This is a genomic window from Ensifer sp. YR511 (assembly GCF_900103045.1).
Classification (GTDB): domain Bacteria; phylum Pseudomonadota; class Alphaproteobacteria; order Rhizobiales; family Rhizobiaceae; genus Ensifer; species Ensifer adhaerens.
In genome coordinates this window covers 93,129-105,899 of sequence record NZ_FNGR01000023.1, presented here as the reverse complement: position 1 = coordinate 105,899, position 12,771 = coordinate 93,129, and the positions used below count along the sequence as shown (strand labels likewise).

12 protein-coding genes are annotated in these 12,771 nt (G+C 63.9%); 4 read left to right on the top strand and 8 right to left on the bottom strand.

Features of this window, described 5'->3' with window-relative positions; all coding sequences use genetic code 11:
* On the top strand, positions 1-327 hold a 327-nt coding region (locus BLU15_RS28410; protein WP_143034272.1), incomplete at its 5' end, for an integrase core domain-containing protein.
* Positions 328-1,004: 677 nt separating this feature from the next.
* On the opposite strand, the gene BLU15_RS28405 is transcribed toward BLU15_RS28410, so the two are convergent.
* Both BLU15_RS28405 and BLU15_RS39645 read right to left on the bottom strand, forming a co-directional pair.
* Positions 1,005-1,370, bottom strand: coding sequence for a hypothetical protein (locus tag BLU15_RS28405; protein WP_090299918.1), 366 nt, complete (start codon positions 1,368-1,370; stop codon positions 1,005-1,007).
* A gap of 216 nt (positions 1,371-1,586) precedes the next feature.
* The gene (locus tag BLU15_RS39645) at positions 1,587-1,745 is read right to left on the bottom strand and encodes a hypothetical protein (RefSeq protein WP_156133954.1); all 159 of its coding nucleotides are present in this window, start codon (positions 1,743-1,745) and stop codon (positions 1,587-1,589) included.
* Positions 1,746-2,056: 311 nt separating this feature from the next.
* Here BLU15_RS39645 and BLU15_RS28400 point away from each other — a divergent pair, with 311 nt between their 5' ends.
* Positions 2,057-2,497, top strand: coding sequence for an acetyltransferase (locus BLU15_RS28400; RefSeq protein WP_089044557.1), 441 nt, complete (start codon positions 2,057-2,059; stop codon positions 2,495-2,497).
* Between the two features lie 21 nt (positions 2,498-2,518).
* Here the strand turns inward: BLU15_RS28400 and BLU15_RS28395 are convergent, their stop codons facing one another.
* The 6 genes from BLU15_RS28395 to hutF form a co-directional block, all read right to left on the bottom strand.
* Positions 2,519-3,100 carry a HutD/Ves family protein gene (locus BLU15_RS28395; protein ID WP_090299916.1) on the bottom strand — a complete coding sequence of 194 codons (582 nt, stop codon included), beginning with the start codon at positions 3,098-3,100 and terminating at the stop codon, positions 2,519-2,521.
* A complete protein-coding gene (gene hutH, locus BLU15_RS28390; protein WP_090299914.1) occupies positions 3,097-4,578 on the bottom strand; it encodes an HAL/PAL/TAL family ammonia-lyase in 1,482 nt (493 codons plus the stop codon). The genes BLU15_RS28395 and hutH overlap by 4 nt, the downstream gene beginning before the upstream one ends.
* Positions 4,571-5,398, bottom strand: coding sequence for a quaternary amine ABC transporter ATP-binding protein (locus BLU15_RS28385; protein ID WP_060518545.1), 828 nt, complete (start codon positions 5,396-5,398; stop codon positions 4,571-4,573). The genes hutH and BLU15_RS28385 overlap by 8 nt, the downstream gene beginning before the upstream one ends.
* Positions 5,391-6,248, bottom strand: coding sequence for an ABC transporter permease (locus tag BLU15_RS28380; protein ID WP_034806492.1), 858 nt, complete (start codon positions 6,246-6,248; stop codon positions 5,391-5,393). Before BLU15_RS28380 ends, BLU15_RS28385 begins: the two co-directional genes overlap by 8 nt.
* Before the next feature lie 143 nt (positions 6,249-6,391).
* A complete protein-coding gene (locus tag BLU15_RS28375) occupies positions 6,392-7,426 on the bottom strand; it encodes an ABC transporter substrate-binding protein (protein WP_034806494.1) in 1,035 nt (344 codons plus the stop codon).
* Positions 7,427-7,462: 36 nt separating this feature from the next.
* On the bottom strand, positions 7,463-8,839 hold the full coding sequence (gene hutF, locus BLU15_RS28370) for a formimidoylglutamate deiminase (protein ID WP_090299912.1): 1,377 nt from the start codon (positions 8,837-8,839) through the stop codon (positions 7,463-7,465).
* 136 nt (positions 8,840-8,975) lie between these two features.
* Here hutF and hutC point away from each other — a divergent pair, with 136 nt between their 5' ends.
* Positions 8,976-9,719: a histidine utilization repressor gene (gene hutC / locus BLU15_RS28365; RefSeq protein ID WP_034806500.1), complete on the top strand. Its 744-nt coding sequence runs from the start codon at positions 8,976-8,978 to the stop codon at positions 9,717-9,719.
* 115 nt (positions 9,720-9,834) lie between these two features.
* A complete protein-coding gene (locus tag BLU15_RS28360) occupies positions 9,835-12,759 on the top strand; it encodes an aminotransferase (protein ID WP_090299910.1) in 2,925 nt (974 codons plus the stop codon).
* Positions 12,760-12,771: the final 12 nt, after the last annotated feature.

The window sequence follows — 12,771 nt, the reverse complement described above, 5'->3', positions numbered from 1 at the left end:
CTAAGCCAGATCATCGAATGGCGCGGCAAACCCTTTGCCATTCGGGTCGACAACGGCCCGGAATATGTCAGCGGCAAACTGATGGAATGGGCCGAGAAGCAGGGCATTGCCCTAAGCTATATCCAGCCCGGAAAGCCGCAGCAGAATGCCTACGTCGAGCGCTACAACCGCACCGTTCGCCATGAATGGCTAGATCAATACATCATCGAAAGCATCGAGGAGGCACAGGAATTCGCCACGCAATGGTTATGGACCTATAACAACGAACGCCCCAATATGGGCATCGGCGGCATCACACCCGCACAGAAACTGAAAATGGCCGCGTGAATTCTACAATAGCGCCCCGTTATTTAACGGGAGGATTACCGAGCCATCCTGCCGCATTGATCCCGCAGTCGTTGACGACTCCGCCGGGCGTGAATTGGTCCTCAGACCAGCGAAACTTGATCGGCATGGGAATTGCGACATCCGCGCACCGGATCCTGATCCGGTGAATGGCGAGGGTACGCCTGTTCCAATTGATGAAGCGCAGAACCGCACGTGTGTGGTCGAAAGCGTAGACGTGGACCTGAAAGACGGGATCGCCATCTCCGAGCGCGAATGCAGTTGTCGCCTTTGTTCCGCCAATTGGTGATAAACGAAGTATGCGCCGACCGCGGCTGCGAGAAATCCCACCCAGCCGGCCGTCGCTGCCAGCCAATCCTGTACGGTGCATCTCGACGCTTCGCAGAGCTCCCAGTTCGTCACATCTGGAAAGAAGCGAATAAGCAGTACAAAGGCGGCCAAGGTCAGCGCGCTTAGAACCGGAATGTAGAAGCCTCTGTCGTTCATAGGCATATCCCCATCCTACGCATGGTAAGCGGGGACGGTTCCATTCCGCAATCTGGAGATGACTGCTCGTGGCTGGCCGGTTACGGCATCAATCTCTAACGATTTTAAGATTGCAATGATTGATGAGGGAGATCTGGCACGAAAGCGCTCGTCTGAGGCACGCACAATCGCCGTCAATGGTGCGGCGGCTTCAAGGGCAATGTCAGCGCCGGTCCGCTCTTGACCCCGAACTGTCTGCGGAACTGCCTTGACGCGCTGCCGTCAAAGAGCGATTGCGGCAGCGGGGCGCCGATGGCCCATTTGTATTTGGCGTCCTGATCGTTGCTCAGCGCCTGATGCGCCACGGCGCTCAGGGGCAGGACGTATTCCGGCTTGCGCAGGCCTCTTTCGGAATTGCCGAGCCAGGTCAGTACCACCAGGATTTCGCCGCCGAGTTCCAACACATCGAGTGCGAGCGGTTTTCCGCCGACGGAGGCGCGGACGGCCTGCTCGTGGAACTTGAACGCGCTGAGTTTCAGTTCGTTTTGCGGATCCGTCATTTCGGGCCTTCCTGGATATGCTGCTAATGCTGTCTTGAGCGGCGATTCGTTCAGTCAGCGTTCCCTATCATAATCCCTCTGGCCATACATGGAGCCGATGATCGATGCAAAAGGCGCCGCCATCATCGATGGCAGCGCCTGCAGATGCGGCTTGAGAGGGTGTGCGTAGAAACCAGTCGGGCATGCTGCCCGGCTGCCGCCGCGGGGTAGGTCGCCTCAGCGATGAATCGACGAAGTGATCGTCGTGTAGTCCGGCAGGTCGATGTTGGCGATTTCGGCTGCGCGATATTGGGACAGGGCGAAGTGCATGATGGCGATCACGGTGATCGAGAAGACCAGTACGGTGACGTTGACGCCGAAAGCGGTTTTGATCATGTCCTTGTCCTCCAGTCCCTGCGTTCGTTGATGTGTGACTAAGAACCGTGACATGGAGACTATCGTGTGGCGTCAATCGTGCTGTTCCCCGGGGAACATGGAATATGGTTGCTGAATTCTTAACCGGCGTGGCCTGAAAACCGCAGGTGCGGAGATCGCTTGCGATCGTCGGGGCTGCGGATAAGGTGCGCGGTCCGGGACCGGATCAGGACCGGACATCTTCACAGGCTGACGCCCTCGCAAAGTCGCGTTGGCCACAGCCGGACGCGCGGCACGCCTCGCGCTGCCGCATTTTCAGAAGCGATTGCATCATGACCATCTCCATCCGCCCCTCCCGTCCATCCGATTTTCCGCGCACCTTCGAGATCTGGCGCAGCGCCGTTGTCGCCACCCATGATTTCCTGACGCCGGAGGATTTTGCTGCGATCGAGGTGCTGGTGCGCGACCAGTATCTGCCGGCCGCCGAGTTCTGGATTGCCGCGGATGAAAATGACCTGGCGCTCGGTTTCATGGGCATGAGTGGGGCGCAGATCGACTCGCTCTTCGTCCACGCCGAGGCGCGCGGCGCTGGCGTCGGTCGGCGGCTTGTCGAGCATGCGATGAGCCTGCATCCGGTGCTGACGGTTGACGTCAACGAGCAGAATGTGTCCGGCGCCGGTTTCTATCGGCGAATGGGTTTTGAGGTGGTCGGGCGTTCGCCTGTCGACGATGCAGGCCGGCCCTATCCCCTGCTGCATCTGAGGCGCGGCTGAACGACGCGAGACGGCGCCCGATCAGGCGGCCGGCTTGTCGATGGTGATCAGGAAGAGGACGGCAGAGGCCGCCGGTTCGATGGTTAAGGAGGCTGCGCCCGTCAGCACGGCCGTGTCGCCCGCTGCCAGGTCGGCCGTGGCGTCACTTGCGGTCAACCGCACGGCGCCGCCGTGGCATAGCACGAGGGTCGTGCCCCCCAGGTTTTCTGCCCTGCGCGGATGATCGAGTGCCAGTCGCTGAACCGAGTGCGTGAGCCTGCCGCGCCGTGTCATGACGTTGAGGTCGACGATCGGACCGTCGACGAGGGTCGCTGATGTTGCGACGTCGGCCGGGAAGGGGAGCGGCGCCGTCTCGCCGGTCATCAAAGCGGGCCTGCGACCCTCGATCATCAGCCGCATACCCTTGCCCTGAAGGATCGACAGCGTGCGGTCGATACCGGGGAAGCTGGAGAAGGGGCCATCGGTGGCGACGGTCGCCATGCTGACGCGCCAGTCGAAATCGGCAAGCGACGCCTTCTCGGGGAAAATGGCGATCTCCACCGTCTCACCGCCGCCGTTCTTCCAGGGCATGCGCTTGTAGTCTTTCGCGCGCAGCACCTTCATGGCGTGCCTCCTTCGATCAGTGTGCGCATGCGGGCGAAGTCGCCGTTGAGCGGCCGGTCGTCGGCATAGGTGGGGATTTCCGAGCGAATGCGCCGGTAAAGCGCGTCGGTGCGTGCGGCGCGGCCACGCGGCTGCAGGTCATAGGCCTGCGACGCCGCAAGCAGTTCGATCGAAAGGATCGTTTCGAGGTTGTCGGCGATGGCAAGTGCCTTCCAGGCGGCCGGCGTCGCATGCGTCAGGATGTCCTCCTGCAGCGCCGAGGTGATGCCGCCATCGAGGCTGGCGGGGGCCGCGAGGCGCCGGTTTTCAGCGGAAAGGGAAGCGGCGGTGTACTGGGCGATCATCAAGCCGGAGGCAACACCGCTATCGCCGGCGAGGAAGGCCGGCAGGCGGCTCACCAGCGGATTGACGAGCCGGTCGATGCGGCGCTCGGAGATGGCAGCGACTTCGGCAACGGCGACGGCCAGGCTGTCCATGGCAAGGCCGAGGGCAGCCCCGACCGCATGGGCCTGCGAATGCACCTCCGGCGCTTCGGGCGTGCCCGACACGGCCGGGTTGTCGGTGAGGCTTGCAAGCTCGCGGTCAACGACGTCGGCGACGTGGGCCAGTGCATCGCGGGCAGCGCCATGGACATGCGGCACGGCACGAAGGCTTAAAGGATCCTGCGTGCGGGTGCCCGCGGTCTCGGCGAGCATCGGGCTGCCGGCAAGAAAATCGCGCAGGGATGCTCCGACCTCATCCAGCCCCTTGGAGCGGCGAAGCGCCAATGGACCGGCGGCAAAGGCATTCGCCTGGCTGCCGAGGTTTTCATAGGTCATCGCGGCGGCGGCATCCGCCCAGTCGAAGAGGTGCGTAGCGCGCGACAGTGCCAATGCCGCAAGGCCGGTGGCGCAGGGCGTGCCGTTGACAAGGCTCAGGCCCTCCTTGGCTTCGAGCCTGAGCGGCTTGAGGCCGATCCGCGCGAGCGCCTCGACGCCGCTGATCTTGCCCTTGCCGTCATCGACGGTGCCGTGGCCGATCAGCACGAGGCCGATTGCGGCCGCATGGGTGAGATAGCCGACCGAGCCGCGCGAGGGGATGTCGGGGATGAGGTTGGCGTTGAGCAGTGCCAGCAGCGGCTCGACCGTCTCGATGCGCACGCCGGAATAGCCGTGGGCGAAGTTGGCGATCTGGGCGGCCATCACCGCCCGGGCTTCGGGCCGGGCGAGCGGTTCGCCAACGCCGCAGGAATGGCTGAGGATGATGTTGCGCGATAGCGCCTGCTGGTTCTCGCGGTCGATGACGACGTCGCAGAGCGCGCCGACACCGGTGTTGATGCCGTAGCCGCGGATGCCGCGCTCGACCAGAGCGTCGACGACCCGGCGAGCGTGGACGATGCGCTGGCGTGCTGCATCGGAAAGCGCGAGCGGTGCGCCATTGGCGACCGCTGCGATTTGCTTCCAGGTCAGTGGTGCATCGAGGACTACATTCTCACTCATGGGCTTCCGGTCGTCCCTGTCGGCGTTGCACGAAGCGGGCAACGTAATCGTTGGCCGGCCGTTCCAGAATATCGTCCGGCGTGCCGACCTGCACCACCTGGCCGTCCTTGAGGATGGCGATTTCCGAACCGATGCGCAGCGCCTCGTCGAGATCATGGGTGATGAAGACGATGGTCTTTGAAAGGTTCTGCTGCAACTGCAGCAACTGGTCCTGCATGTCGGCGCGGATCAAGGGGTCGAGTGCCGAGAAGGCCTCGTCCATCAGGATCACATCGGTATCGGCGGCCAGCGCCCTAGCCAAGCCGACGCGCTGCTTCATGCCGCCGGAAAGCTGATGCGGGTACTTGGCGTCGTAGCCGGCAAGGCCGACGGTCTCGATCCATTTCATGCCGATGTCGCGGGCCTCGGCCTTGGGCAGGCCGCGCACGCGCTGGCCGTAGACGACGTTCTGCAGCACGGTGCGATGCGGCATCAGCGCGAAACTCTGGAACACCATGCTGACGCGGTGCATCCGGAAGGTGCGCAGCGCTTTGGCGTCGAGGTCCAGGATGTTGCTGCCGTCGAACGCCACTTCGCCGCTGGTCGGCTCGATCAGCCGGTTGATGTGGCGCACGAGGGTCGACTTGCCGGAGCCGGAAAGCCCCATGATTACGAAGATCTTGCCGGCGCCGATCGTCAGGCTGACATTGTTGAGGCCGACGCTGCAGCCGGAGCGGGCGAGGATTTCGGACTTGTTGAGCCCTTCCTTGGCCATGGCGAGCGCGGCTTTCGCGTCCTGCCCGAAGATCTTGTAGACGTTTCGGATCTCGATATCAGCCATTGCGGGGATCCTCCGTCCGGCTCTTGCCGAAGCCTTGCGTGATGCGGTCGAGAACGATCGCGAGAATGACGATGCCGATACCGGCTTCCAGCCCCTTGCCGACGTCGAGCGTCTGGATGCCGTTCAGCACCTGCTCGCCGAGGCCGCGGGCGCCGATCATCGAGGCGACGACCACCATCGACAGCGCCATCATGATCGTCTGGTTGAGGCCGGCCATGATTGTCGGCGTGGCGAGTGGCAGCTCGACACCGAAGAGGATCTGGTTGGGGCTGCCGCCGAAAGCGGTCGCTGCTTCCACCACTTCATGGTCGACCTGGCGGATGCCAAGATCGGTAAGGCGAATGAGTGGCGGCACGGCATAGATGATGGTGGCGAGGATCGCCGGGACCTTGCCGAGGCCGAAGAGCATCAAGGCCGGGATCAGGTAGACGAAGCTCGGCATGGTCTGCATGACGTCGAGCACCGGCAGGGTGATGCTGCGCACGGTCCGGCTCTTGGCGACGAAGATGCCCATCGGCACACCGATGACGACGGAGACGATCGTTGCCATCAGCATCAGGGCGAGCGTCTGCATCGTCAGGTCCCAGAGGCCGAGCACGCCGACGAAGAACAGCAGCACGCCGACGGCGACCGTCAGGGTCCAGCGCTTCGAGCTTTGCCAGGCGAGCGCCATGAAGATCAGGATGACGACCCACCAGGGCAGGCCGCGCAGGATCCATTCGATGAATAGAACGGCTTTCAGAATGACGGCGCTGATCGCCTTGAAGACCCAGCCATAACCGCTGACCAGCGCCTGGATGAAATCGTTCACCGGCCCGCGAATGGAGAGATTGAGAGAATCCGGAAACATCGGATGCGTTCCTTGCTCGGGCTGCCAGCGGACACAGATCGGCCGCCGGCGGCACTTGCCACGGGTATGTGGCCGGCCGCCGGATCGGGCTTCATCGCCGCGCTAGACGCGGCGATGAAGCCCAAGTCAGCGGCTGGTCGCGATTACTTGAGGCTGGCTTCGATCTTGCCGCGGGCTTCGTCGGAAACCCACTTGCCCCAGACATCGGCCTTGGTTTTCAGGAACTCGGCGGCCGCTGCCGTCGCGTCGACCTTGTTGTCGGCCATGTAGGCGAGACTGCCGTTGACGGCGTCGAGCGGGAAAGTCGCCTTTTCGAGGATGGCGATGATTTCAGGGGCTTCCTGCGCGAAGGTGCTGTTGACGCCGTAGGAGACGTCGACCGACGGGAACGCGCAGCCCTGCTCGCGCTTGCCGTTGGCACTCGAAAGCTCCTTCCAGCACTCCTCGCTATAGGCCGGCTCCTCGAGTTGCACGAGCTTGAACTTGCCCATGATCGCCGTCGGCGACCAGTAGTAGAAGAGGATCGGTTCGCCCTGGAGGTAAGCGGACGTGATGGCGGAATCGAGCGCCGTGCCGGTGCCCGGGCGGAAGTTCACATAGGTTTCGCCGAGCTTGTAGGCTTCGAGCTTGGCGGAGCTGACGCCCTCGCAGGTCCAGCCCGAAGGGCAGTTGAGGAAGCGGCCCTTGCTGGGCTCTTCCGGATCGGCGAAGAGCTCGACGATCTTCGGATCGGAGAGCTGCGACACGCTCTTCAGATCCGGCGCCTTGGCTTCAAGGCTGCGCGACGCATCGCCCTTGATGACGTATTCCGGCACGAACCAGCCTTCGCTGGCGCCGACGAAGGTCTTGCCGACGGCGACGACCTTCTTTTCCTCGACCGCCTTGTTCCAGACGTCCGAACGGCCGAGCCATTCCTCGGCGAAGATCTGGACGTCGTTGTTGGCGGTTGCCTGTTCCAGCGTCACCGAGTTGCCGGGGATCGAATCCACCTGGCAGTCGTAGCCCTTGGCAAGAATGGTCTTCATCACTTCGGTGATGAAGGCGCCGCTTTCCCAATCGATGCCGGCGAACATGACGGTCTTGCCGTCGCCGCAATACGAAGCGCTGGCGCTGCCGGTGGAGGCCGCGAGCACGAGGCCGGTTGCGGCCAGGGTGAGTTTCAATTTGTTGATCGACATTAAGCTGTTCCCTGATTTGATTTTTGGCTTTGACGATTACTTCAGTTTCATCAGCACCCGCGCAAAGGCGCGGTCGATATCGTCCTCCCGGTCGTGGCGTCCGTTCCGGATCTTCCACGCGCCCGCGACCATGACGTCGCGGACAGTCTCGCCGCCGAGTGCAAAGAGCCAGCGGTCGAGGATCTGGTTGTCGGTGGCGGCGGCGATGTAGGGATTGCTGCCGTCAAGCACGACGAAATCGGCGCGCGCGCCGACGGTGATGCCGGCCGCCTTCTGACCGGCGGCCTGGGCGCCGCCCTTGAGCGCCGCGTCGAAGATGGTTCGGCCGATCGAGGCGCCCGGCCCGGTGGCCAGCCGGTTGCGGCGGCGGTCGCGCAGGCGCTGGCCGTATTCGAGCAGCCGCAACTCCTCGGCGACGCTGGTCGCCACGTGGCTGTCGGTGCCGACGCCGATGACGCCGCCTTCGGCCATGAAATCGACCGCCGGGAAAATGCCGTCGCCGAGATTGGCCTCGGTCGCCGGGCAGAGACCGGCAACGGCGCCCGAACGCGCCAGACGCTGCCGTTCGCTTTCCGTCAGATGCGTTGCGTGGATTGCGCACCAGCGTGCGTCGACGGGCATTTCATCGAGCAGCCACTCGACCGGGCGGCGGCCACTCCAGGCGAGGCTGTCGTCGACTTCCTTGGTCTGCTCGGCCACATGGATGTGGATCGGACCGGCAACGGGTGCGGCATCGAGGATGATGCGCATCTCCTCGGGCGTTGCGGCGCGCAGCGAATGGATGGCGTAGCCGAGCGTATGGCCGGCGTCGCGGCAGAGCGGCGCGAGCCGCTCAAGCAGTGCGAGGAAATGATCAGGATCGTGCAGGAACGGCCGCTGGCCGGGGTTGGGCGCGACGCCGCCGAAATTGGCGTGGGCGTAGAAGACAGGCAAATGCGTGAGGCCGATGCCGGTCGTGCGGGCGGCAGCGAGAATGCGCAGCGACATTTCGGCCGGGTCGGCATAGGGGGTGCCGTCGGCCTGGTGGTGCAGATAGTGAAACTCGGCGACGTGGCCGAAACCGCCCTTCAGCATTTCCATATAGAGCTTGGCGGCGATCGCCTCGACGTCGTCAGGGGTTACCAGCCCGACGGTGCGATACATTTCCTCGCGCCAGGTCCAGAAGCTGTCGTCACCGCTGCCCGCCACTTCGGCAAGGCCGGCCATGGCGCGCTGGAAGGCGTGGGAGTGAAGGTTGGCGATCGCCGGGATCAGCGGGCCGGCCGTGCGCTCGTCGCCGCTAGCGGCGGTGGTGCCGGTTTCGATCGTTGCGGTGCGACCGGAAGCGTCGAGCGAAATCGCGACGTTTTCGGCCCAGCCGCCGGGCAGGAGAGCCCGTTCTGCAAAGATCCGGTTGACGGGAAAACTAGCCATGTGCATTTTCCTGTACGTAGTTGTATATGGAACTATAGATATTTTACGCTGGCGCGCAAGCGTGAAATGAACGAAAAGATTCGAGGGCGAATGCGCATGATTTGTTCGGCGGCGCGGAAAGGCGGGGCTTGAGTTGATGACGGCACTGGGAAAACGGAACGAGACAATCGCTTTCGAAGACGGCCCGATGCCGCGCTACGAGGCGGTCAAGCAGTTCATCCGCAGCCGCATCGAGAGCGGCGAATGGCCCGCCCATCATCGCATCCCCTCGGAAAACGAGATCGTTGCCGACCTCGGCGTCAGCCGCATGACCGCCAACCGGGCGCTGAGGGAACTGGCAACCGAAGGCGCGATCACGCGGGTGCAGGGCGTCGGTTCTTTCGTCGCCGCGCACAAGGGCAGCACCGCGCTGCTTGAAGTCCGCAACATTGCCGACGAGATCCATGAACGTGGCCACGCCCATACGTCGTTGATGACGCTGCTCAAGGAAGAGGTCGCGACGCCTGACATCGGCTATGCACTCGGGCTTGCCACCGGCGCCCGCGTCTTCCATTCGATCATGGTGCACTCGGAAAACGGCCTGCCGATCCAGATCGAGGATCGTTTCGTCAATCCGGCGATCTGCCCGCGCTATCTGGAGCAGGATTTCCAGGCGATGACGCCGAACGCCTATCTGACGGCGATGGCGCCGATCACCCGCACCGAGCAGATCGTCGAAGCGGTCGCACCGCAGCTCTGGGAATGCAAGTTGCTCGGCATCGACCGCAACGAACCGTGCCTGATGATCCGGCGCCGCACGTGGTCGGACGCAGGCAATGTGACGACAGCGCGGCTGCTCTATCCCGGCACGCGCTATCGGCTCGAAGGCATGTCGCAGTAGGTTGCGGGTGGGTGTAATCGGGAAGCCGCACATCTTTTCCTTGATCCCGCTCTATTCTCGACAACATTCCGGTCGATTCGGAGGATCGACCGCCTAAGGGGAGGATGACGAGATCATGGTTGAGGACCCGCTGAAGCTTCGCACCGAGCTCCCGAGACCCGATGTCGGAGCCGAGGAGGCGCGTTCGCTGCTCGCCGAACACTATGGCCTGTCGGGCACGATCAGCGAACTCGGCAGCCAGCAGGACCGCAACTACCGTCTCGACACCGGCGAGCGGCGCTATGTGCTGAAGATATGCCGGGCGGAATACGAGCCGCTGGAACTGGAAGCGCAGAATGCGGCCTTGCGGCACCTTGGCAAACGTCTGCCGACGGCACGCGTTGCGGAGGTCGTGCCCTCTCTCAAGGGCGAGGCGATCGAGAGCGTTGCCGTCCGCGGCGCGGATTATCGCATCCGCTTGCTCACCTATCTCGAAGGCGAACCGCTCACCCGGCGCAAACATCTGTCGCGCGAAGCCGTGGCTGCTCTCGGCGGCCTGGCGGGTCAGCTCGCGTCGGCATTGGAGGACTTCGAGCATCCGGGGCTCGAGCGGGAACTGCAATGGGATCTGAGGCGCGCCGGCCCCGTCGTCCTGCATCTGCTTACCGATATGGCGGACCAGCAGCGCAAGAAGCGCATCGCTGAAGTGATGGTCGGCGCCATGCGGCGGTTGCAGCCGCTTACCCCTGAACTCAGGACCCAGGCGATCCACCATGACGTCACCGACGACAATGTGGTCAGCCGGCTCGACGCCGCCGGCCGGGCGATGCCGGACGGCGTCATCGATTTCGGCGATATCCTCAATGGCTGGCTGGCTGCCGAACTCGCTGTCACCTGCGCCTCGCTGCTGCATCATGCGGATGGAGACCCGTGGTTCATCCTACCCGCGGTCAAGGCGTTTCATGCGGCATGCCCGTTGACCGAGGTGGAACTGAAGGCGCTTTGGCCGCTGATCGTCGCGCGCGCTGCGGTGCTGGTCGCAAGCTCCGAACACCAGCTCTCCCGCGAGCCCGACAATGCTTACGTCGAGGGCAATGCCGCGCATGAGCGGGAGATCTTCGAGGTCGCGTCGTCGGTGCCTTCTGCGCTGATGGAGCACGCCATTCTTTCGGCCGTCGGCTTTGCGCCGGTATCGGCCCAGGTGACCGGGGAGAGCCTCATCCAGGGGCTCGGCCCCACTGACGTGCGCCAGATCGACCTCTCGATCCTGAGCCCGCTGTTGCCAGAGGAGCGCTGGCAGCACCAGGGATTGCCGATCTCGCTGCTGCAACACGCCGCCCATGCAATCGGCATCGCGACGACGCGCTATGGCGAATACCGGATGACGGAGACCCAGTTGCGGTCACCGAAGCCCGATGCCACCTTCGCACTGCATGTCGACATTTGCCTGGAGGCCGGTCGCGAGATTGTCGCTCCCTTTGCCGCCCGTATCGTCCGGCGGGACGGGCTGCTGGTGCTCGAAGGGGCCGAAGCCAGCCTGTTTCTCGAGGGCGTGGAAGCCGGTGCCGACCTCGAGGAGACGATCGTTGCTGGTGCCGTGCTGGGCGTCGTCTCCGGTGAACAGCACTCCTACGGCCTGATCCGCGTCCAGCTTTGCCGCGAGCATGGTCTCGTGCCTCCGCTTTTCGTCGTGCCGCGTCAGGCGGCGGCGTGGAAGCACCTGTGCCCGTCGCCGGCCGGCGTCCTCGGCTTCGAATGCGATGGGCCGGAGCCGCACAGCGAAACACTGCTTGCCCGCCGCCAGCAGCACTTCGCCAAGCCGCAGAAGAACTACTACCTGAAACCACCGCAGATCGAGCGCGGCTGGAAGGACCATTTGTTCGACATCGAGGGCCGCAGCTATCTCGACATGGTCAACAACGTTACCATTCTCGGCCATGGGCATCCGCGGCTTGCAGCCGCGGTGGGGCGGCAATGGTCGCTGCTCAACACCAATTCGCGTTTTCACTATGCCTCCGTCGCCGAATTCTCGACGCGGCTTGCAGCGCTCGCGCCGGATGGGCTTGACACGGTGTTTCTGGTCAACAGCGGCTCGGAGGCGAACGATCTGGCACTGCGGCTCGCCTGGGCCTATTCCGGCGCGCGCAACATCGTGAGCCTGCTCGAGGCCTATCACGGCTGGACGGTCGCGAGCGACGCAGTGTCGACCTCGATCGCCGACAATCCGCAGGCGCTCGAAACCCGCCCGGCCTGGGTACATCCGGTCACCGCGCCCAACACCTATCGCGGCGAGTTCCGCGGCGCCGACACGACCGACAGCTATGTGCGCTCCGTCGTCAAGAAACTGACCGAGCTGGACGCGGCGGACGAGAAGCTCGCGGGCTTCATCTGCGAACCGGTCTACGGCAATGCCGGCGGTATTCCGCTGCCGAAGGGCTATCTCGACGCGGTCTATGCCATGGTGCGGGCCCGCGGCGGCGTCTGCATCGCCGACGAGGTGCAGGTCGGTTATGGTCGCCTCGGAGACTATTTTTGGGGCTTCGAGGAGCAGGGCGTCGTGCCCGATATCATTACCGTCGCCAAGGGCATGGGCAACGGCCATCCGCTCGGCGCCGTCATCACCCGCCGCGAGATCGCCGATGCGCTGGAGAAGGAGGGGTACTTCTTCTCGTCCTCGGGCGGCAGCCCGGTGAGCTCCGTCGTCGGGCAGGTGGTCCTGGATATCCTGACCGAAGAACGGTTGCCGGAAAACGCACAGGTGGTCGGCGGCTATCTGAAGGCGCGGCTCGAAGCGCTAGGGCAGCACTTCCCGCTGATCGGCGCGGTGCATGGCATGGGACTCTATCTCGGCGTCGAATTCGTGCGCGATCGGGAGACCCTGTCGCCGGCGACCGAGGAGACGGCGGCGATCTGCGACCGCCTGCTCGATCTCGGCGTCATCATGCAGCCGACCGGCGACCACCTGAACGTGCTGAAGATCAAGCCGCCGCTCTGCCTATCCCGCGAGAGCGCCGACTTTTTCGCCGACATGCTGGGCCGGGTGCTGGAGGAGGGCTGGTAAAGGCGAAAACGC

Bases quoted from the DNA above. Each gene is read 5' to 3' on its own strand.
- BLU15_RS28405 (WP_090299918.1), bottom strand. From the start codon at position 1,370: ATGACGGATCCGCAAAACGAACTGAAACTCAGCGCGTTCAAGTTCCAC.
- BLU15_RS39645 (WP_156133954.1), bottom strand. From the start codon at position 1,745: ATGATCAAAACCGCTTTCGGCGTCAACGTCACCGTACTGGTCTTCTCG.
- BLU15_RS28400 (WP_089044557.1), top strand. From the start codon at position 2,057: ATGACCATCTCCATCCGCCCCTCCCGTCCATCCGATTTTCCGCGCACC.
- BLU15_RS28395 (WP_090299916.1), bottom strand. From the start codon at position 3,100: ATGAAGGTGCTGCGCGCGAAAGACTACAAGCGCATGCCCTGGAAGAAC.
- hutH (WP_090299914.1), bottom strand. From the start codon at position 4,578: ATGAGTGAGAATGTAGTCCTCGATGCACCACTGACCTGGAAGCAAATC.
- BLU15_RS28385 (WP_060518545.1), bottom strand. From the start codon at position 5,398: ATGGCTGATATCGAGATCCGAAACGTCTACAAGATCTTCGGGCAGGAC.
- BLU15_RS28380 (WP_034806492.1), bottom strand. From the start codon at position 6,248: ATGTTTCCGGATTCTCTCAATCTCTCCATTCGCGGGCCGGTGAACGAT.
- BLU15_RS28375 (WP_034806494.1), bottom strand. From the start codon at position 7,426: ATGTCGATCAACAAATTGAAACTCACCCTGGCCGCAACCGGCCTCGTG.
- hutF (WP_090299912.1), bottom strand. From the start codon at position 8,839: ATGGCTAGTTTTCCCGTCAACCGGATCTTTGCAGAACGGGCTCTCCTG.
- hutC (WP_034806500.1), top strand. From the start codon at position 8,976: ATGACGGCACTGGGAAAACGGAACGAGACAATCGCTTTCGAAGACGGC.
- BLU15_RS28360 (WP_090299910.1), top strand. From the start codon at position 9,835: ATGGTTGAGGACCCGCTGAAGCTTCGCACCGAGCTCCCGAGACCCGAT.